Raw genomic sequence first — 19,293 nt, 5'->3', positions numbered from 1 at the left:
GGTTTACCCCAGGGCCGCGTCTCGCTGAAAGGCAACGGCGTGAAGGTCGCACAGGACGTGGACGGTAAAACTCTGCCGATCGCCTTTGATACGCTGAACCTGAACGCGGCGCTGCGTGACGGTCGCGCGCAGCTCGACTGGTTGATCCGCATTGCCAAAAACGGTCAGCTGGACGGAAACGTGCAAATCACCGATCCGCAAAATAAACGCGGGCTTGGCGGCAATGTAAATATCAAAAATATCGATCTGGCGCTGTTTAACCCGGCATTGATGCAGGGCGAAAAAGTGGCGGGCGTGCTGAACAGCGCGCTGCGTTTAGGCGGTAGCCTACAAAAACCGCAGGTCTTTGGTCAGCTGGGGCTGAAGAATGTCGACGTTCAGGGCAGTTTTATGCCGGTCGAACTGACCGCAGCCAATCTGAACATGGTCTTTAACGGCATGAGCTCAACGTTACAGGGGCTGCTTAAAACCTCACAGGGACAGCTGGCCCTTAGCGGCGACGCGGATTGGGCGCAACCGGATGCCTGGCGAGCGCGTATCGCAGCGAAGGGCAGCAAAATTCGCGTAACGGTACCGCCGATGATCCGCATGGACGTTTCACCGGATCTGGAGTTTGACGCTACGCCACAGGCGTTTAATCTGAACGGCCGGGTTGATATCCCCTGGGCGCGGGTTATCGTGCAAGAGGTGCCAGAAAGCGCCGTTGGCGTCTCTTCAGATGAAGTGCTGCTGGATGAGAACCTGAAGCCGGTTGCGCCGAAAAGCGCGGCGATCCCCATCAACAGCAACCTGATTATCCACGTCGGTAACGATGTACGGCTGAGCGCCTTTGGGTTGAAAGCGAAACTAAACGGCGATCTGAAGCTGGCGCAGGATAAACGTGGGCTGGGGCTGAACGGGCAGATCAATATCCCTTCCGGCCGCTTCCACGCCTATGGCCAGGATCTGATCGTCCGTAAGGGTGAACTGCAATTCTCGGGGCCGGCCAACCAGCCCTACCTGAATATTGAAGCCATTCGCAATCCGGAAGCGACGGAAAATGACGTCACTGCGGGCGTGCGCGTCACCGGGCTGGCCGATGAGCCGAAGGCGGAGGTCTTCTCCGATCCGGCCATGTCGCAGCAGGAAGCGCTCTCTTATCTGCTGCGCGGACAGGGCCTGGACGCTACCGGTAGCGACAGTAGCGCATTAACCTCGGCGCTGGTGGGATTAGGGCTTGCACAAAGTGGGCAGGTTGTGGGTAAAATCGGGGAGACTTTCGGCGTAAGTAATCTCGCGCTGGACACGGCGGGCGTCGGTGACAGCCAGCAGGTTCAGGTCAGCGGTTACGTGCTGCCGGGTCTACAGGTAAAATATGGTGTTGGCATATTTGATTCACTGGCGACCTTAACCTTACGTTATCGCCTGATGCCCAAACTTTATTTGGAAGCGGTGTCTGGTGTAGACCAGGCACTTGATGTGCTCTATCAGTTTGAGTTCTAGCAATGCGAATAATTGTCTATGGCACCCTGAGACGCAAGCAAGGCAACAGTCACTGGATGACCAACGGGCAGTGGCTGGGCGATCATCAGATCAACGGCTATGAGCTGTATAACCTGGGCCTCTACCCCGGCGTCGTCGTGGGTAGCGGTCAGGTTTACTGCGAGGTCTACCGGGTAGACGCCTCCACGCTGGGCGAGCTGGACGCGCTCAGAACCAAAGGGGGAGAGTATAAGCGCGAGCTGATGCCAACGCCTTACGGCAGCGCATGGCTCTACGTTTATCAGCGTTCGGTAGAGGGCAAGGAGCGGATAGCCAGCGGAGACTGGCTGCGGCGGGATAACCAGGATCCTGCCTGAATCGTGTATAAATAAAAACACCGCTCACTGAGCGGTGTTTTTATCTCTTCTGTCCGCCAGGCGGACGAATGCAGTCGCTTACTTCTTTGCACGCTCGAAAGAGGCAACGATTTCAGCTTTAGCCGCTTCGGCGTTGTCCCAGCCTTCCACTTTCACCCATTTGCCTTTTTCCAGCGCTTTGTACTGCTCGAAGAAGTGGGTAATCTGCGCACGCAGCAGCTCTGGCAGGTCGTTCACATCTTTGATGTGATCGTACTCTTTGGTCAGCTTAGTGTGCGGAACCGCAACCAGTTTGGCGTCTTCGCCAGACTCATCGGTCATTTTCAGCACGCCAACCGGACGGCAGCGGATTACTGAGCCTGGTTGCAGTGGGTACGGCGTCGGTACCAGCACGTCTACCGGGTCACCATCCAGAGACAGCGTGTGGTTGATGTAGCCGTAGTTGCACGGATAGAACATCGCGGTTGACATGAAGCGGTCAACAAACAGCGTGCCGGAGTCTTTATCTACTTCATATTTGATCGGATCGGCGTTGGCCGGGATTTCAATAACAACGTAGATATCTTCTGGCAGGTCTTTACCCGCTGGAACCTGGTTTAAACTCATGGTGAATTCCTTTAATCGTCTTAAATCAAGTGACGCTCATTATAGCCAACTGGATATGAAAGTATGCCCCCTTTTTGGGCTTTCAGAATGCTCCAGTACGCTGGCCGGTTATTTAACGCGCGGGCAAAGCGGGCATAAAAAAACAGGGCGATCTGGGATCGCCCTGTCTGTATAGCCGTCTGCCTTACGCGTCCGGATATTCGCGCAGGAAACGCTCGGTATCTTCAACCATATCGGTGTTGCCGACAAAGAACGGCGAGCGCTGGTGCAGGGTTTGCGGCACTAAATCCAGAATGCGATTTTTACCGTCGCTGGCCTTGCCGCCGGCTTGTTCGGCCAGAAACGCCATCGGGTTGCACTCATACAGCAGGCGCAGCTTGCCCTGTGGGTGGCTGGCGGTGCTTGGATAGAGATAGATGCCGCCTTTCAGCAGGTTGCGGTGGAAATCTGCCACCAGCGAGCCGATATAGCGCGACGTATAAGGGCGACGCGTCACCTGATCTTCTTCCTGACAGAATTTCAGGTATTTCTTCACGCCCTGTGGGAAACGGATGTAGTTGCCTTCGTTAATGGAATAGGTATAGCCATTTTCCGGGAAAGCCATTTTTTCCGCGCTGAGGCAGAAAACGCCCAGCGAAGGATCGTAGGTGAAAGCGTGTACACCGCAGCCGGTAGTGTAAACCAGCATGGTGGAGGAGCCGTAGACGACATAGCCTGCGGCGACCTGCTGGCTGCCAGGCTGCAGGAAATCTTCTTCCGTTACCGGCGTGCCTGGCGGCGTGATGCGACGGTAAATAGAGAAGATCGTGCCGACGGAAACGTTAACGTCGATGTTAGAAGAACCGTCCAGCGGATCCATCAACACCACGTATTTACCGTTTTCTACGCCTTCGAAAATAACGATTTCATCTTCTTCTTCAGAAGCGATACCGGCGACGATGCCGCGTGCTTTCAGAGCGGCTTTAAGTTTTTCGTTGGCAAACAGATCAAGCTTCATCTGCTGTTCGCCCTGCACGTTTTCCACGCCGCTGGCGCCCAGAATATCGACCAGCCCCGCTTTGTTGATGTCACGGTGAATGATTTTTGCGCCCAGCTTGATAGCTGAAATCAGCGCCGTCAGTTCACCTGTGGCGTGAGGAAAGTCGTGTTGCTTCTCGACGATAAATTCGCCTAACGTTTTCATAACACAATCCCTGAATCTGCGGTTGAACAGCAGCCTGTGATACAAACTGCCAACGTATACCGGGGCAGTTTAGCCGAATGAGCGATAAAGAACATAGGGCAAATTCCGTTTCTTCCGCACGATGAGGACGCTACACTGTGCACCGACCCTTTCAGTAAACGGACCTTTTATGCGTATTCACATCCTCGGTATCTGCGGCACATTCATGGGCGGTCTGGCAATGCTGGCCCGATCGCTGGGCCATGAAGTGACCGGTTCCGATGCCAACGTTTATCCGCCGATGAGCACGCTTTTAGAAAAGCAAGGTATTGATTTAATTCAGGGATATGATGCCTCCCAGCTCGATCCCGCCCCCGATCTGGTGATCATCGGCAACGCCATGACCCGCGGCAACGCCTGTGTGGAGGCGGTACTGGAACGTAATATTCCTTACCTCTCCGGGCCGCAATGGCTGCATGATTTTGTGCTGCGTGACCGTTGGGTTATTGCGGTTGCCGGTACGCACGGGAAAACCACTACAGCGGGCATGACGGCCTGGATCCTGCAGGCATGTGGGCTGGAACCGGGCTTTGTGATCGGTGGCGTACCGGGCAACTTCGACGTTTCTGCAACTTTAGGAAAAAGCCCATTCTTCGTCATTGAGGCTGATGAGTATGACTGCGCGTTCTTCGACAAACGTTCAAAGTTTGTCCATTACTGTCCGCGTACGCTTATCCTTAATAACCTCGAATTTGACCACGCGGATATTTTTGATGATTTAAAAGCTATCCAGCGTCAGTTCCATCATCTGGTACGCATCGTGCCGGGTCAGGGACGGATTATTGTGCCGGAGCAGGACAGCAACCTGAAACAGGTAATAGCGATGGGCTGCTGGAGCGAGCAGGAAAGCGCCGGTGAAAACGGCCGCTGGCAGGCGAAGAAACTGACCCCGGACGCATCGCACTGGGAAGTCTGGCTGGACGGCGAACGTGTAGCGGAAGTGAACTGGTCACTGGTGGGCGAGCACAACATGCATAACGGCATGATGGCTATTGCCGCGGCGCGCCACGTCGGCGTGAAGCCGGAAGATGCCGGTAAGGCGCTGGATGACTTCATCAATGCGCGCCGTCGTCTGGAACTGCGTGGTGAAGCTAATGGCATCAAGGTTTACGACGATTTCGCTCACCATCCGACCGCCATTCTGGCTACCATGACCGCGCTGCGCAGCAAGGTAGGCGGCAGAGCGCGTATTTTGGCCGTGCTTGAGCCACGTTCCAACACCATGAAAATGGGCGTCAGCAAAGATGATTTAGCGCCTGCGCTGGGGCGTGCCGACGAGGTATTTTTGCTGCAGCCACACCATATTCCGTGGCAGGTAGCCGAAGTGGCGGAGGCGTGCGTCCAGCCTGCTCACTGGAGTGCGGATGTGGATACTCTGGTCGAGATGATCGCCAAAACGGCCCAGCCGGGCGATTACATTTTGGTGATGAGCAACGGCGGTTTTGGCGGTATTCATCAGAAACTGCTGGACAGGCTGGCCTAACGGGTCAGCCTGTCGACGCTGCGGGTAAGTATACCCGCAGCGTTATCAGGAAGCTTCGGCCAGTTCGCGCAGATACTGGAAGATCTGGCGGGAGGCTTTTGGCGGCTTATTGGCCGCTTTTTCTTTTTGGGCGTTACGGATCATCGAGCGCAGCTGCTGGCGATCCGCATTCGGATAAAGCTGTAAAACATCCGCCATTGCGTCATCGCCTTCTGCAACCAGACGATCGCGCAGCATCTCCAGCTTATGGAACAGCGCAACCTGCTGGTTATGGCGGTTCTTCAGCTTGTCCAGCGCCTGACGGATCGGATCCTCATCGCGCGAGCGCAGCATTTTACCGATCAGCTGTAGCTGGCGGCGGCGGCCCTCTTTCTTAATTTTCTGCGCCAGGGCAATCGCGGCGCGCAAATCTTCATCCAGCGGGATTTTATCCAGCGAATTGTTGCTCAGTTCTACCAGCTCGGCGCCCAGGCGCTTCAGCTCTTCGGCGTCACGTTTAATTTCACTTTTACTGACCCAGATAATTTCATCATCTTCTTCTTCGTTATCTGGTACATCATCGAGCCAGTCGTCAGGCTGTTTGGTCATGGGAGGCTCCCTAAAAAAGAGGCTAATGCTATCAGGAAACTCAGGCTACTGCGAAATTGTTCGCTGAGTCTGTTAGACTCAGGTAAACCTGAAACCCTGAAGAGTCCGGAAATCTGGTGGCGTATACCCAGAAAAGCCCTCTGTTAATTATATGGTAGGTCGATGAAATTACTCTCCCAAGTTGCAGAACAGCGTAAAACCCTCGAAGAGGCAGTCGCAACAGCACTCGAGCTGGCCAAAGCCAGCACCGATGGGGCGGAAGTTGCCGTCACCAGAACCACGGGGATCGGCGTCAGCACCCGCTACGGCGAAGTAGAAAACGTTGAATTTAACAGCGACGGCGCTTTAGGCATCACCGTTTATCATCAGAATCGCAAAGGCAGCGCCTCTTCCACCGATCTCAGCCCGGACGCGATCGCGCGTACCGTGCAGGCCGCTGTCGATATTGCCCGTTATACCTCTGCCGATCCTTATGCGGGCGTGGCGGATCGCGATCTGTTGGCTTTCGAGGCGCCGGATCTGGATCTCTTCCATCCAACCGAGCTTGATCCTGACAGGGCGATCGAAATGGCGGCGCGGGCGGAACAGGCTGCGCTCAAAGCCGATAAGCGCATTACCAATACCGAAGGCGGCAGCTTTAACAGCCATATCGGCATGAAAGTCTTCGGCAACAGTCACGGCATGATCCAGGGCTACTCTTCCAGTCGACATTCGATTTCGGCCAGCGTGATTGCTGAAGCTAATGGTGATATGGAACGTGATTACGCCTATACCATCGGCCGCGCTATCGAAGATCTGCAATCACCGGAGTGGGTGGGCGAAGAGTGTGCCCGACGCACGCTTTCCCGCCTCTCGCCGCGCAAACTTGCCACCATGAAAGCACCGGTTATTTTTGCGGCGGAAGTGGCAACTGGCCTGTTTGGCCATCTGGTCGGCGCCATCAGCGGGGGCAGCGTCTACCGCAAATCGACCTTCCTGCTGGATTCAATGGGCAAACAGATCCTGCCGGAATGGCTGACTATTCAGGAGCAGCCACACCTGTTAAAAGGTTTGGCTTCTACGCCGTTCGACAGCGAAGGCGTGCGGACCGAACAGCGCGATATCATCAAGGATGGCATCTTGCAAACCTGGCTACTGACCAGCTACTCGGCGCGCAAGCTGGGCCTGAAAAGCACGGGCCATGCAGGCGGCATCCATAACTGGCGTATCAATGGCCAGGGCGACAGCTTTGACCAGCTACTGAAAAAAATGGGGACAGGCCTGGTTGTGACGGAGCTGATGGGGCAGGGCGTCAGCGGCATCACCGGCGACTACTCGCGCGGGGCAGCGGGCTTTTGGGTCGAAAACGGCGAAATTCAGTATCCGGTAAGCGAAATTACCATCGCTGGGAACCTGAAGGATATGTGGCTTAATATGGTCACGGTCGGGAGCGATATTGAAACCCGCAGTAATATTCAGTGCGGTTCCGTCCTGATTCCGGAAATGAAAATTGCCGGGCAGTAACGTTATCTTTTCAGATTAAGGGGGGAAACCCCCTTTTAATTTCCCGAAATTATTTCCCCGGCATTCCTTCTTGTTATTTACAAATAAACCCATACGTAACGCTTTCCAAATATTCTTATTGCAACATGCGTGCTGCTGCCGGAATAATTTGTTAAATTTGCGCTAAATAAATTCGCTATAACATTTTTTGCCATAGCAAACGCCAGCAATAAACCCCGCCTGGCCTGGCTGAACAGACTTTATTTTAGTGAGAATGACAGAAGCAGCCTGTGATATAGCATTATTAATATTTTGAAATTCAATAGTATTTCAAGACTAATAACAGCTTTTTTCGTTCTCTGTCTCGGCGTGCATTATATCCCAAGGCTGGCCTGTTTTCCGGCGGTGTTTAAGAGTGATTTACCGTCTTGTTTCTGAACGGTTATAAGCCTGATGTCTGGCGGCCGATGCTAAGCTATAAGTTTTTCCTCTCTGTTCCCGTTTATCCGACGCTTCTTTTACTCCAACTTTTTCTGCATGAAGCCTGAGGGCATTTTTCACCGATTTTTATAAGGGTTCTGCCCGTTCCAGCAGTGTTTTATACAGCCTGAGCCTTTTTTTGTGGGAGCGATCTCATCGCAAGCTGTTATTTCCACTTTGAAACGGAAAAAAGCGAGCTACACAGCGAGCGCGCGCGGCGTTAATTTATTTTCCTGATGAACGGCAAATGTAAAATCCGTGCAGAAACGGAAATAAGGGGCGTTGCGTGAAAGATGGAGCAGTAGCGTTAAAAACAATCGACGAGCAACAGGCGGTTCAGGAACTGGCTGACAAAGTGATGTTACAAACCCACGAGCTGTTTGCCGCCAGCCATATTTATCCCAATGCCGTTCAGCAAAAGATGTTGGCTTCGCACGTGCAGGCCATGGCCTCACGCTCGCTGACGGGTGAAACGCTACCGGAAGTCGAGGCCGACCTGTTTGACGACATCTCGCCAGCTTCCCTGTCGCTGGCGCGGCAAGTGGTCAAGCTCTTTGGCAACCTGCCTGAAGAAGAAGCCTGGCTGCTCTCCGTACACGTTGAAGTGGCGAAAGAAAACCAACCATAAATCCATCATCCGGAGCAAATATATGTCACAAGTCATTGTTGTCATTGGCGATCGTTTAGGGAAAGGGCAGAAGGTGGCGGCAGGCGTCGAGAAGGCGGGCGGTAAAGCTGTGGTGGTGCCGGGTGTGGCAGCGGATATGAAGCTGGGCGATGTCATGAAAGCAGAGCACGCTACCTTCGGTATCTCTTTTTGTGGCAGCGGCGGCGCGGGTGCTATTACCGCGCAAACCAAACACGGCTACAAAGCGAAATATGGAATGCGCTCTGTAGACGAAGGCGTGACCGCCATCAACGAGGGAGCGAACGTACTCGGCTTTGGCTTTATGGATAAGGAAGAGCTGGGCGAGCGTCTGGTACAGGCCTGGAACAAGAAGCACGGTGCCTGACCGATGAAGGAACAATTGACTACCACCGTAAAGGTCAGCGGCAAAGGCGAGACCAAGGAGAAAGCAATTGCCGATGCGCTGAGCCGCGTGCAGAGCACGCTGTTAAAGGCGAGCGGTAAGGTATTGCTGCGTATTGAACCTCAGGAGGTCAGGGTGCTGCAGGCAAGGGAAAGCGTCAGGACGGAACGCTTTTTATTTTTCTTTCTGGCGAGGGAGCGACGGAGTTACAGCATCGAACTGGACGTTACCGTCAGCGTGAGCGCTATTGAGGTCGACAAAATCAATTTCCTCACGTGCTAGCCGGGCAAACATAACTTAAAAACGTTGGCGCAAGCCTGAAAGGAAAGTGTGATGTTTTTAATTATTCTTTTTAAATCTCTTATTATTGGCGGCCTGGTCGGTGTAGGCGTTGGCGCTGGCGCCGCACGTATGTTTCATGCGCCGGTGACTCAGGGAATGGGGGCCTTTCGCACACTGGGTGAACTCAATTCCTGTGAAGGCGACCCCGCCTCTCACTTCTCGTTTGGCCTGGGCTTCTTTTTTAACGCCTGGGCCTCTTCCGTCGCGGCAGGATCGTTTACCCAGGATGTCGACCATCGCATTCTCCCTAACTGGGGGGCAGCGGCGCTGATGATTAAAAATCGCAACCTGGCGGAGACGCTGCACGATCCGAAAAAAATGGCCATAGCCTGCGGCCTGATCGGCATGGTGGTGGTCGCTTTCCTCAACTCGACCGCTTCGGCGGTGCCGGCAGCGCTCCAAATCACCGCCGTTAAGGTGCTGGTGCCTGCAGCTAACCTGCTGGTTAATACCGTGATGCCGGTGATCTTCTGGCTGGCGGCGATCGACGCCGGTAAAAAATCGGGCTTCTGGGCCACCATTTTTGGCGGCCTGGCGCAGCTGATTATGGGCAATGCGGTACCGGGACTGGTGTTAGGCATTTTGATTGGCAAGGGCGTAGAGGAAAGCGGCTGGAATCGCGTGACCAAAGTGATGATGGTCGCCATCGTGCTGCTGTTTGTACTGAGCGGCTTCTTCCGCGGCTTCGATATAAAAATGCTGGAATCCTTCCGGCTTGGCGTGCCGGACTGGCTGTCGCTGTTCCATAACGCGCTCAGCGGAAAATAAGGAGAAGAAAATGGAAGCAAAAAGCGGTTTCTGGTATGCCGACTGGTCTTTCCCGATTTTTGTCGGCCTGCTTTCCGCCGGCGTGTTCGCCGGGACGCACATGTATTACGTCTACGGGCTGGGCGCGTTTAATGAGGTTGCCTTCGTCTCTATGCTGCGCGCGGGCATGGAAACCGGCGTTTATGGTGCGGTAGCGGCTTTCGGCGCGAGCTTTCTGTTCGCCCGTATTATTGAAGGATCGCTGGTAGGGATCCTGGATATCGGCGGTGCTATTCAGACCGGGGTCGGTCTTGGCGTGCCGGCGCTGCTGCTGGGTGCCGGCATTATCTTTCCCGTCTCTAACTTTGCCGCCTCGCTGCTGACCGGCTTGATACTGGGACTGGCAATCGGTTATCTCATTATTCTGGCGCGCAAGTTTACCATCAATAACAGCGATTCAACCTACGGTGCCGACGTCATGATGGGTGCCGGTAACGCTTCCGGACGTTTTCTCGGCCCGCTAATTATTCTTTCGGCTATAGCCGCCTCCATTCCTGTCGGCGTGGGGTCACTTATCGGCGCACTGCTGTTTTATCTCTGGAACAAGCCGATTACCGGCGGCGCCATTTTAGGCGCAATGCTGCTCGGTGCCTTTTTTCCGATAGCGCTCTAGCCGGTTGGTCAGGGAGCACGCGACGGCTTTTGCAGAAAGAGGGGATGTTATGTTTGATTTGATTGTGCGTCAGGCGCGCCTTGTGGAAGGCGGGCTGACGGATATCGCCGTTCGCCAGGGAAAAATTGCTGCGGTGGGCGAAATCAGCGGCCAGGGCGTAGTGGAATACGATTTGGGCGGGCGATTTTACCTGAGTGCCGGTTGGATAGATTCACACGTGCACTGCTATCCCAACTCGCCAATTTATCATGATGAAGCGGATTGTATCGGCGTTGCCACCGGCGTGACGACCGTCGTGGATGCAGGCAGTACCGGCGCGGACGATGTTGATGAGTTTTATCGGTTAACCCGCAGCGCCCACACGCAGGTGTATGCGCTGCTTAACATCGCGCGGACCGGCATCGTGACGCAAAACGAGCTGGCGGACATGACGCAAATCGATCGCGTTGGCGTACGTGATGCGGTGCAGCGGCTTCCGGGCTTCATTCTTGGTCTTAAGGCGCGTATCAGTAGCAGCGTAGTCGGCAAAAACGGCGTGCAGCCGCTTATTCGGGCCAAAGTTATTCAGCAGGAAAACGGCGAGCTGCCGCTGATGGTGCATATCGGTAATAATCCGCCCGATCTGGATGATATCGCCGATCTGTTAGACAGCGGCGATATCATCACGCATTGCTACAACGGCAAGCCGAACCGCATTCTGACGCCCGCCGGACAGCTGCGCGCTGCCGTACAGCGTGCCCTAAAGCGCGGTGTTCGCCTGGACGTAGGGCACGGAACGGCCAGCTTCAGCTTCGGCGTGGCCCGCGCAGCCATCGCGCAGGGCATTCTGCCGCACACCATCAGCTCGGATATTTACTGCCGCAATCGCCTTAACGGCCCGGTGCATTCGCTGGCGCACGTGATGGCGAAATTCTTTAGCGTAGGCATGACCTTGCCGCAAATTATTGACTGTGTGACCGTCAACGCGGCAGATGGCCTGCGCCTGAGGCAGAAAGGGCGGTTGGAGAAGGGCTATGACGCCGATCTGACTATATTCGCCGTGCAGGACAGTCCCTGCGTATTTACCGATTCCGCCGGTGACTCGATTGCGGGGGAAAAGCAGCTGGTACCGCTGGCCGCCGTCGTGGCTGGCCGCTGGTTTGTTACCGAAGAAGGGAAAAAGCATCATGGTTTCGATTTATGAGAAATATGGCTTAAAACAGGTGATTAACGCCTCGGGGCGGATGACGATCCTGGGCGTTTCCACGCCCGCCGCCAGCGTGGTGGATACGGTAAATGAGGGGCTTAACCACTATTTTGAAATGCAAGATTTGGTTGATAAAACCGGAGCTTATATCGCCGGCCTGCTCGACTGTGAAGACGCGACCGTGGTTTCCTGCGCGTCAGCAGGCATCGCGCAATGCGTGGCGGCGGTTATCGTCAAAGATGACGGTTGGCTACTGGAAAATCTCCACGCCGCGCCGTTGATTGTGCCTCACGATATCGTGGTGCCTAAGGGGCATAACGTCAATTACGGTGCCCCTGTCGGGACGATGGTCGCATTGGGCGGCGGGCGCCTGGTGGAGGCCGGTTATGCCAACGAATGTTCCGGCGCACAGCTTTCCGCCGCCGTGACGCCGCAGACGGCGGCCATTCTCTATATCAAATCACATCACTGCGTGCAGAAAAGCCACCTCAGCGTCGAACAGGCGGCCACTGTGGCACGGCAGCACCATCTGCCGCTGATTGTTGATGCGGCGGCCGAAGAGGATTTGCAGCGCTACTACCAGGGCGGCGCGGATCTGGTGATCTACAGCGGCGCGAAGGCTATTGAAGGCCCTACCAGCGGGCTGGTGCTGGGGCGTAAAAAATACGTCGAGTGGGTTAAGTGCCAATCACAGGGCATCGGCCGGGCAATGAAGGTGGGTAAAGAGGGCATCCTTGGTCTGACACAGGCGATCGAAAACTATCTGCACCAGCCGAAAATAACCGGTGCGCAGATGGTAGAAAAAATGACGCCGTTTATCGACAACCTGAATGCACTGGACGGCGTCCGCGCGCGCGTGGTGTGGGATGCAGCCGGGCGGGATATCGCTCGGGCTGAAATTCATTTCGACGAGACGCAAATCGGGCTGGCCACGGGCGACATCGTACAAAGGTTAAAAACCGGCGAAGTGGCTATCTACTTCCGGGGTTATAAAGCCAATGAAGGCATTGTCGAGGCCGACGTGCGCAGCGTATCGCCAGAGCAGCTGCACACTGTGTACGTCTCCATCAGGGCATTATTATCAGGAGAGAAAAAAGCATGACGCTGGTACCCAATTTTTATCGCGATCGTGTCTGCCTGAACGTGCTGGCAGGATCCAAAGAAAATGCCCATGAGATCTGGAAAGCAGCGGAAGGCCATGTACTGGTCGGCGTATTGTCGAAAAATTATGACAGCGTAGCCAGCGCCGTTGCCGATATGCGCGACTACGCGGCGCTGATTGACAATGCGCTCTCCGTCGGGCTGGGCGCGGGCGATCCGAAGCAGTCAGCCATGGTGAGTGCCATCTCCGCGCAGGTACAGCCGCAGCACGTAAATCAGGTATTTACGGGCGTAGCAGCCAGCCGCGCGTTGCTGGGGCAGTGCCAGACGGTGGTTAACGGCCTGATATCACCGACAGGTAAATCCGGCTGGGTGAAAATTTCCACAGGGCCGCTCAGCTCGCAGGCGCCTGACGGTATCGTCCCGATAGCGACCGCGATTGCGCTGCTGAAAGATATGGGCGGCAGCTCGGTCAAATATTTCCCGATGGGCGGGCTGAATACCGTGGAAGAATTTCGCGCGGTGGCGAAAGCCTGCGCGGAACAGGATTTCTGGCTGGAGCCGACGGGCGGCATCGATCCTGACAATTATGCCGCCATTCTGCAAATCGCGCTGGAGGCGGGCGTCAGCAAGATTATTCCGCATATTTACAGCTCGATTATCGATCCATCTTCAGGCAATACTCGTCCCAACGACGTCAGCGCGCTGCTGGCCATAACCAAAAAACTGGTGGATTAAGCACGTGACGAAGGCCGGGCGGCCCCGGCCTTTGTGCACGGAAAGCAACAGAGACAACCACAGGAAACCCGGTGAGATTCCCTAATCAACGCCTTGCGAGACTTTTCGAGACGCTGCAAAACGAGACGCTGCCCCAGGACGAACTGGCGCGCCGCTTTGCGGTATCGACACGTACCGTACGCACGGATATTACCGCGCTGAATGAAATGCTGGCCGATCATGGCATACGCTTCGTGCTGAATCGCGGGGAAGGCTATCAGCTAAAAATTGACGATGCGCAGCGCTACAGCCAGCTGCGCTATCAGTCGCCTTCGTCGTTACGCATTCCACGCACGTCGGCTGCGCGAGTGCATTACTTGCTAACCCGATTTCTCACCTCAGCTTACTCCCTTAAGCTGGAAGATTTGGCCGATGAATGGTTCGTCAGCCGCGCCACGTTGCAAAGCGATATGGCGGAAGTGAGAGAGTGGCTGGTGCGCTATCAGCTGGTGATTGAAACCCGGCCGCGCTACGGCATGAAGCTCTTCGGCAGCGAAATGGCTGTACGCACCTGTCTGACCGATCTGCTCTATCAGATCGCCCAGGAAGACGCCGAGGATCCGCTGCTGCACCTGGAAGTGCTCAACTGCGGCATTTTAGCGACGCTACGGCCGCTGTTGAGCCAGTGCCTGGGGCGTTTTGCGGTCAGAATGACCGACGAGGGCGAGTTTTATCTACGCCTTTATTGTGCCGTATCCGTAAGGCGCATCAGTGAAGGCTACCCGCTTTCCGACTTTTCCGCAGACGACGTTGACGCCGATGTGCGAGGCGCGGCGCACCAGCTGGTTGCGCTGCTGCGACCGTTAACAGGAAAAGCGATCTCAGCTGCAGAAGAAGCCTACCTGCGCGTTAACATTGCGGCGCGGCGCGTTGAGGCGATCGCGCCAGAGGCCATCAGCCCGGACGATGGTGAATCGCTGGTTAATTACATCCTTAGCTATATCAATACCCACTACAACTTTAGCCTGCAGAGCGACGGGCAGCTGCGTGCGGATTTACTGACGCATATTAAAACGATGATCACTCGCTTGCGTTACCAGATAGCGCTTCCTAATCCGCTGCTGGCGAATATCAAACAGCATTATCCGATGGCATGGGACGTGACGCTGGCCGCCGTATCCAGCTGGGTAAAATATACCCCTTATACCATCAGCGAAAACGAGGTGGGGTTTCTGGTGCTGCATATCGGCGTCGGCCTGGAACGGCACTATGATGTGGGCTACCGCCGCCATCCGCAGGTGCTTCTGGTGTGCGATAGCGGCAATTCCACCGTGCGCATGATCCAAGCGATGCTGATGCGAAAATACCCACAGATTGTAGTCAGCAGGATTATTTCGCAGCGTGAGTATGAGCAGCAGCAGAATATTGAAGAAGATTTTGTTATCTCTACCACGCGCCTTGGCGAGAAGCAGAAGCCGGTGGTGGTGATGTCGCCTTTTCCAACAGCGTATCAGCTGGAGCAGATCGGTAAGCTGGTGCTGGTGGATCGTACCCGGCCTTATATGCTGGAAAAGTTTTTTAACGCCAGCCATTTTTTGATTGTCGATCGTCCCGTCACCCAGGCAGAGCTGTTCCGAATGCTGTGCGATCGGCTGGAAAAAGAGGGTGCGGTCGACCAGACGTTTTACGATTCGGTGGTGGAGCGCGAAGCTATTGTCAGTACCATGCTGGGTGAAGGCATCGCACTACCGCATTCGCTGGGGCTGCTGGCGAAAAAAAGCGTGGTCTATACCGTGCTGGCGCCTCAGGGGATTGCATGGGGAGATGAAACGGCCTCGGTGATCTTCCTGCTGGCTATCAGCAAAAGCGATTATGAAGAGGCGATGGCGATTTACGAGTTGTTTGTTACCTTCCTGCGCGAGCGGGCGATGACGCGACTGCGCGACAGCAGGGATTTCGTCAGCTTTAAGGCGGTGGCGATGGATTGTCTGAGTCGGCTGTAGCAAGCGGGGAAGGTAAGGGAAAAGAAAGCCCGGCGCTGGCCGGGCTTTTGCTGCTTACTGCAAAAGCGTAAACGCGGTAGTGACGTGCTTCACGCCGCTGACCCGGCTGGCGATATCGGCCGCCGCTTTGGCTTCTTCGGCGGTCACCAGACCTAACAGGAACACCTCTCCGTTTTCGGTTGTTACCTTCACGTTAGAAGATTTGACCTGATCGCTGGAAAGCAGGTTAGAACGCACTTTCGTGGTAATCCAGGTATCGGAAGAAGCCGTGCCGAAGCTGGCTTTCGCCGCGGTACGGATTTCGTTATAAACCTCAGTTGCGCCATCCACGCCCACGGCGATTTGTTTAGCACGCGTGGCAACATCGGCGCTCGGCGCCTGACCGGTCAGCAGCACTTTACCCTGGTAGGCCGTCGCTACAATGTGGGTTTCTTTTTTGATCTGGTCGTCTTTCGCCAGCGCATTGCTAACGCGCAGCTCCAGCGTACCGTCATCAACCTGAGTGCCCACGGTACGCGGGTCGGTGGCCGTTTTAGTGGCGACTGCCGCGCTGCCAACCACGGCGGCGACGCAGCCCTGTAGCATCAGTGCGGTCAGTACGATGGCGGTTGCGGACATCAGCTTCATCATAGCTCCTTAAACATCCTGGTGGGGAAACAAGGTGTTATCGATCAAATCGCACAGGCAATTCACGGTTAACATATGCATTTCCTGAATCCTCGCGCTCCGGTGCGAGGGAATACGAATTTCCACATCCTGTGGACCCAGTAAACCGGCGAGTTCACCGCCGTCATAGCCGGTCAGCGCGACAATAGTCATATCACGCGTCACCGCTGCTTCAACAGCCTTCACAATATCACGGCTGTTGCCGCGCGTTGAGATGGCCAGCAGAATGTCGCCAGCATGGCCCAGCGCGCGGACCTGCTTGGCGTAAATTTCGTCGTGCAGGCGATCGTTACCGATGGCCGTTAACAGTACGTTATCTGCGCTCAGCGCCACTGCAGGCAGGCTGGGGCGCTCGGTTTCATAGCGGTTAATCATACTGGCCGCAAAGTGCTGGGCGTTGGCGCTGGAGGTGCCGTTGCCACAGCTCAGCACTTTATTGCCGTTCAGCAGCGACTGTACAATCGTCATCGCCGCGCGCGAAATAGCATCTGGCAGCGCTTCCGCTGCCGCTATCTGTGTCTGAATACTCTCTGTAAAACAAACTTTTATTCTTTCCAGCACGTTTTTCACCTGGCAAGTGGTTGGCGAAATGACTCCGCCGAAAAAGCATCGGGCAACCAGTCCGTCTGCGCGCCGGTTATCGCTACCACATCAAAGCGGCAGCAGACGCTCTCAAGGCTGCTCTGGCGTCCGTTCAGCCATAAGGCTGCGGCCTTCAGCAGCTTTTGCTGCTTGCTGCGGGTTACGCTGGCAGCGGCACCGCCGAACCGATCGTTACGGCGATAGCGCACCTCTACAAAAACCCACGTCTCGCCTTCGCGCATAATCAGGTCGAGTTCTCCGACGCGAAAGCGGACGTTAGCCGCGATAAAAATTAAGCCTGCAGCTTCCAGCAGGCGGCGGGCCTGTAGCTCATAGCCCGCCCCCGTTTGCTGGCGGCTCAGGCTGCCGGAACGATTTGCCCCTGGCGATACTGGCTCCATATCAACTTCCTGTTGATGACGCAGTCCTGGGTAGCACTCAGGCTACCGGTTTCACCCTGCAGCCGGAAGCCCGGCAACTGGCGCACTTCATTGAAGTGATTGGCCAGGGTCCAGGCGTCCACGCCCATGGCATAGAGACGCACCTGAGAGTAGTCGTTGTTAAAGCTTTTGGCCGCCTGCTGCATCAGGGCGGGGTTGCCGCCCGACAGCAGCGGGATATCGCTGAACTGTACGCCTTCCATCTCCAGACGGTAGTCCGGGCCGCTGCCAGCCTGATAGCTGCGGGAGCTGGCATAGATTTGTGCCATATTACGGCTGCTGACGCGCATGGAGATCATCGGTTTGATGAGCGCCATCTCATCCTGAGTGGCCACAATATAGAGCGAGTCCACGTTGCCATCGCCTGCCGCTGGCGTATTCGCCTGCGGTGCCGGAATGGTCAGGCCCGCAATAGTGACGCCCTGGGGCTGCTGCTGGCTAACAATCGGCGTACCGGTCAGACGCAGGCCCGCACCGCTGTTGATACCCTGCTTCAGTTCACCCTGCGAACCGAACTGCTGCTGTAGCACGGTCGCCCCACCCAGCTGCTGCCATTCTTTAGCAAACGCTTTGCTGACGCGATCGCCCAACGAGCTACGTGGTACCAGCAGCAGCGGGGAACGCTTGCCCTGATCCCACATATGATGCGCGGCGTCACGCGCTTCGTCTTCAGGAGAAAGCGCAAAGTAACAAAGATTCGGATGGTTCTGCACCGATTCCGGCTCGTTAAGCGCCAGGATATTCAGCGAGGTGGGTAAAGTGGCTAAACGTTCGACGTTGCTTTTCAGCAGCGGACCGACCACCAGCGTGGCGCCATCTTTCTGCGCCTGGGCCAGAACCTGATCGATTGGCTGGCTGCTGGTGTCATAAACCTGAACCTGTGCCGATGTGGATGGCGGCGCGGTTTGCGCCACGCTGCCGGTTTGCACGGTGGCCTGAGCGGCAGTATTGCTGTTTGGCGCGGCAGATTGAGCCGCGGTATTGCTGTTTGGCGCAGCAGGCTGAGCGGCAGTATTGCTGTTTTGCGCGGCGGGCTGAGCCACGGCACTGCTGTTTGGCGCAGCGGTACCGTTGGCCGCTGGCGCGGCGGCATTAGCCGGCGCAGCACTGGCTGGCGCCGTTGCCGGTTCCTGCGGTTGCGCAGCCGGTTGAGCCAGCGCGCCATTACGGGCGTCGTCAAATCCCTTCTGGATGGCTTTAGCAAAAATCTGTGCCTGGCCGCTTAACGGCAGCAGTAGCGCAATTTTACCGGTCGAAGACTGTTGGAAATTCTGCACCTGGCTTAACGCTGTCGGCAACATTTTTGCCGCCGGGTTGTTAGGATAGCGCGTCTGCCAGTCGCTGATGCCCGCCTTCAGCATGGCGGGATCGCTGACGTTAGCCTTATAAACGTTGAGCAGATCCAGCCAGCCTTGCAGCGTGTTCTCATCGGCGTTAATCACCATGCTGTTCGTCTGTTCTGGCGTCATCTGGTTCAGCGCCTGCCAGGTGGCATCAATGTTCTTCTGCTTATCTGCCGGAGAGGTTAGCAGCGGTTCCTGCGCAATATAAGCACGCAGCAACGCCAGCCCCTGGCTACCGGCAATTTGCAGCTGATAGTAACGGGCCTGCTGCTCTTTCGACAACGAGGCGGCATCAATCTGCTGCAAAAGCTTCGCCGCACCGCCTGCGTCCTGCTGCATCACTTTTAGCTGTGCCTGTAGCAGGAGCGACTCCTGGCGCTGTACATCATTGAGCTGCTGCGGCAGGCTGGCGAGCTGGTCGCTGGCCTGAGGAATTTTTCCTTCGTTCAGCAGCGCCCGGATCGCGAGTAATTGCCAGTCAACCTTGTTATCATCTGAACTTTGCTGCATTTGCTGCAAATAAGAGTCGGAAGTGCCTGTCGCAGTGCCCTGCACGTTGACCGTCGGGGCTTGTGGACCCTGGCCGGAACAACCGGCAAAAATCAGGGCCGCCAGCAGCAGAGGCACGCAGCGTCCTGCTTTGTTATGAATGACTTTCGAAGGAAGCATACTGTATCCAGTTATGTTTTTTTCAAGATACCCAATATTGAATCGGCAATTCGGATCAAACAATGAAACAACGCGAAGAGATTTCGGCCAGCAC

The 19,293-nt window shown here is 55.7% G+C and carries 20 protein-coding genes; 13 read left to right on the top strand and 7 right to left on the bottom strand.

The annotated features are described in order from the left end of the window. Together RTK32_RS06410 and RTK32_RS06405 are read left to right on the top strand one after the other, a co-directional pair. On the top strand, positions 1-1,482 hold a 1,482-nt coding region (locus RTK32_RS06410; RefSeq protein WP_312042646.1), incomplete at its 5' end, for a translocation/assembly module TamB domain-containing protein. A 2-nt stretch (positions 1,483-1,484) separates the two neighbouring features. Beyond that, a complete protein-coding gene (locus RTK32_RS06405) occupies positions 1,485-1,838 on the top strand; it encodes a gamma-glutamylcyclotransferase (RefSeq protein ID WP_312042645.1) in 354 nt (117 codons plus the stop codon). Between the two features lie 78 nt (positions 1,839-1,916). On the opposite strand, the gene ppa is transcribed toward RTK32_RS06405, so the two are convergent. Then, on the bottom strand, positions 1,917-2,444 hold the full coding sequence (gene ppa / locus RTK32_RS06400; RefSeq protein WP_147194572.1) for an inorganic diphosphatase: 528 nt from the start codon (positions 2,442-2,444) through the stop codon (positions 1,917-1,919). A 184-nt stretch (positions 2,445-2,628) separates the two neighbouring features. Beyond that, on the bottom strand, positions 2,629-3,627 hold the full coding sequence (gene fbp / locus RTK32_RS06395) for a class 1 fructose-bisphosphatase (RefSeq protein WP_312042644.1): 999 nt from the start codon (positions 3,625-3,627) through the stop codon (positions 2,629-2,631). A gap of 169 nt (positions 3,628-3,796) precedes the next feature. Here fbp and mpl point away from each other — a divergent pair, with 169 nt between their 5' ends. Beyond that, positions 3,797-5,149 carry a UDP-N-acetylmuramate:L-alanyl-gamma-D-glutamyl-meso-diaminopimelate ligase gene (gene mpl, locus RTK32_RS06390; RefSeq protein WP_312042643.1) on the top strand — a complete coding sequence of 451 codons (1,353 nt, stop codon included), beginning with the start codon at positions 3,797-3,799 and terminating at the stop codon, positions 5,147-5,149. 45 nt (positions 5,150-5,194) lie between these two features. Here mpl and yjgA read toward each other — a convergent pair whose 3' ends face one another. Next, the gene (gene yjgA, locus RTK32_RS06385) at positions 5,195-5,737 is read right to left on the bottom strand and encodes a ribosome biogenesis factor YjgA (protein WP_312042642.1); all 543 of its coding nucleotides are present in this window, start codon (positions 5,735-5,737) and stop codon (positions 5,195-5,197) included. Positions 5,738-5,899: 162 nt separating this feature from the next. Between yjgA and pmbA the strand changes: the two genes are divergently transcribed. The 10 genes from pmbA (at position 5,900) to RTK32_RS06335 (ending at position 15,499) form a co-directional block, all read left to right on the top strand. Then, positions 5,900-7,240, top strand: a complete 1,341-nt coding sequence (gene pmbA / locus RTK32_RS06380; protein WP_312042641.1) for a metalloprotease PmbA — start codon at positions 5,900-5,902, stop codon at positions 7,238-7,240. Positions 7,241-7,985: 745 nt separating this feature from the next. After that, positions 7,986-8,327, top strand: coding sequence for a glycine dehydrogenase (locus tag RTK32_RS06375; protein ID WP_312042640.1), 342 nt, complete (start codon positions 7,986-7,988; stop codon positions 8,325-8,327). Positions 8,328-8,349: 22 nt separating this feature from the next. Continuing rightward, on the top strand, positions 8,350-8,712 hold the full coding sequence (locus tag RTK32_RS06370) for an SFCGS family glycine-rich protein (protein ID WP_312042639.1): 363 nt from the start codon (positions 8,350-8,352) through the stop codon (positions 8,710-8,712). Positions 8,713-8,715: 3 nt separating this feature from the next. Continuing rightward, positions 8,716-9,012 (top strand): DUF4312 family protein, encoded by a 297-nt coding sequence (locus tag RTK32_RS06365; protein WP_312042638.1) that lies wholly within the window; start codon positions 8,716-8,718, stop codon positions 9,010-9,012. 51 nt (positions 9,013-9,063) lie between these two features. Beyond that, a complete protein-coding gene (locus RTK32_RS06360; protein ID WP_312042637.1) occupies positions 9,064-9,840 on the top strand; it encodes a DUF4311 domain-containing protein in 777 nt (258 codons plus the stop codon). Between the two features lie 10 nt (positions 9,841-9,850). After that, a complete protein-coding gene (locus RTK32_RS06355) occupies positions 9,851-10,492 on the top strand; it encodes a DUF4310 family protein (protein WP_312042636.1) in 642 nt (213 codons plus the stop codon). A gap of 49 nt (positions 10,493-10,541) precedes the next feature. Then, positions 10,542-11,675 (top strand): amidohydrolase/deacetylase family metallohydrolase, encoded by a 1,134-nt coding sequence (locus RTK32_RS06350; RefSeq protein ID WP_312042635.1) that lies wholly within the window; start codon positions 10,542-10,544, stop codon positions 11,673-11,675. Beyond that, positions 11,659-12,780, top strand: a complete 1,122-nt coding sequence (locus tag RTK32_RS06345; RefSeq protein ID WP_312042634.1) for a DgaE family pyridoxal phosphate-dependent ammonia lyase — start codon at positions 11,659-11,661, stop codon at positions 12,778-12,780. Before RTK32_RS06350 ends, RTK32_RS06345 begins: the two co-directional genes overlap by 17 nt. Beyond that, entirely contained in the window at positions 12,777-13,517 is a 741-nt protein-coding gene (gene dagF / locus RTK32_RS06340) for a 2-dehydro-3-deoxy-phosphogluconate aldolase (protein ID WP_312042633.1), read from the top strand. The genes RTK32_RS06345 and dagF overlap by 4 nt, the downstream gene beginning before the upstream one ends. Positions 13,518-13,588: 71 nt before the next feature. Further along, positions 13,589-15,499 carry a PRD domain-containing protein gene (locus tag RTK32_RS06335; RefSeq protein WP_312042632.1) on the top strand — a complete coding sequence of 637 codons (1,911 nt, stop codon included), beginning with the start codon at positions 13,589-13,591 and terminating at the stop codon, positions 15,497-15,499. 54 nt (positions 15,500-15,553) lie between these two features. Here RTK32_RS06335 and dolP read toward each other — a convergent pair whose 3' ends face one another. The 4 genes from dolP to RTK32_RS06315 are packed head-to-tail and all read right to left on the bottom strand — an operon-like array spanning position 15,554 to position 19,199. After that, positions 15,554-16,126, bottom strand: a complete 573-nt coding sequence (gene dolP, locus RTK32_RS06330; RefSeq protein ID WP_312042647.1) for a division/outer membrane stress-associated lipid-binding lipoprotein — start codon at positions 16,124-16,126, stop codon at positions 15,554-15,556. A gap of 9 nt (positions 16,127-16,135) precedes the next feature. Then, complete coding sequence (gene diaA, locus RTK32_RS06325) at positions 16,136-16,726, bottom strand: DnaA initiator-associating protein DiaA (RefSeq protein WP_125290352.1); 591 nt, start codon at positions 16,724-16,726, stop codon at positions 16,136-16,138. Between the two features lie 5 nt (positions 16,727-16,731). Then, a complete protein-coding gene (locus RTK32_RS06320) occupies positions 16,732-17,148 on the bottom strand; it encodes a YraN family protein (protein WP_312042631.1) in 417 nt (138 codons plus the stop codon). Next, on the bottom strand, positions 17,106-19,199 hold the full coding sequence (locus RTK32_RS06315) for a penicillin-binding protein activator (RefSeq protein ID WP_312042630.1): 2,094 nt from the start codon (positions 19,197-19,199) through the stop codon (positions 17,106-17,108). The genes RTK32_RS06320 and RTK32_RS06315 overlap by 43 nt, the downstream gene beginning before the upstream one ends. Positions 19,200-19,293 lie beyond the last annotated feature (94 nt).

Source organism: Erwinia sp. (genome assembly GCF_031978025.1).
Lineage (GTDB): Bacteria > Pseudomonadota > Gammaproteobacteria > Enterobacterales > Enterobacteriaceae > Erwinia.
This window is presented reverse-complemented; position numbering and strand designations above follow the sequence as displayed.

Bases quoted from the DNA above. Each gene is read 5' to 3' on its own strand.
- yjgA (WP_312042642.1), bottom strand. From the start codon at position 5,737: ATGACCAAACAGCCTGACGACTGGCTCGATGATGTACCAGATAACGAA.
- RTK32_RS06360 (WP_312042637.1), top strand. From the start codon at position 9,064: ATGTTTTTAATTATTCTTTTTAAATCTCTTATTATTGGCGGCCTGGTC.
- mpl (WP_312042643.1), top strand. From the start codon at position 3,797: ATGCGTATTCACATCCTCGGTATCTGCGGCACATTCATGGGCGGTCTG.
- RTK32_RS06365 (WP_312042638.1), top strand. From the start codon at position 8,716: ATGAAGGAACAATTGACTACCACCGTAAAGGTCAGCGGCAAAGGCGAG.
- dolP (WP_312042647.1), bottom strand. From the start codon at position 16,126: ATGAAGCTGATGTCCGCAACCGCCATCGTACTGACCGCACTGATGCTA.
- RTK32_RS06320 (WP_312042631.1), bottom strand. From the start codon at position 17,148: ATGGAGCCAGTATCGCCAGGGGCAAATCGTTCCGGCAGCCTGAGCCGC.
- RTK32_RS06350 (WP_312042635.1), top strand. From the start codon at position 10,542: ATGTTTGATTTGATTGTGCGTCAGGCGCGCCTTGTGGAAGGCGGGCTG.
- dagF (WP_312042633.1), top strand. From the start codon at position 12,777: ATGACGCTGGTACCCAATTTTTATCGCGATCGTGTCTGCCTGAACGTG.
- RTK32_RS06405 (WP_312042645.1), top strand. From the start codon at position 1,485: ATGCGAATAATTGTCTATGGCACCCTGAGACGCAAGCAAGGCAACAGT.
- RTK32_RS06315 (WP_312042630.1), bottom strand. From the start codon at position 19,199: ATGCTTCCTTCGAAAGTCATTCATAACAAAGCAGGACGCTGCGTGCCT.
- RTK32_RS06345 (WP_312042634.1), top strand. From the start codon at position 11,659: ATGGTTTCGATTTATGAGAAATATGGCTTAAAACAGGTGATTAACGCC.
- fbp (WP_312042644.1), bottom strand. From the start codon at position 3,627: ATGAAAACGTTAGGCGAATTTATCGTCGAGAAGCAACACGACTTTCCT.
- RTK32_RS06370 (WP_312042639.1), top strand. From the start codon at position 8,350: ATGTCACAAGTCATTGTTGTCATTGGCGATCGTTTAGGGAAAGGGCAG.
- ppa (WP_147194572.1), bottom strand. From the start codon at position 2,444: ATGAGTTTAAACCAGGTTCCAGCGGGTAAAGACCTGCCAGAAGATATC.
- RTK32_RS06355 (WP_312042636.1), top strand. From the start codon at position 9,851: ATGGAAGCAAAAAGCGGTTTCTGGTATGCCGACTGGTCTTTCCCGATT.
- pmbA (WP_312042641.1), top strand. From the start codon at position 5,900: ATGAAATTACTCTCCCAAGTTGCAGAACAGCGTAAAACCCTCGAAGAG.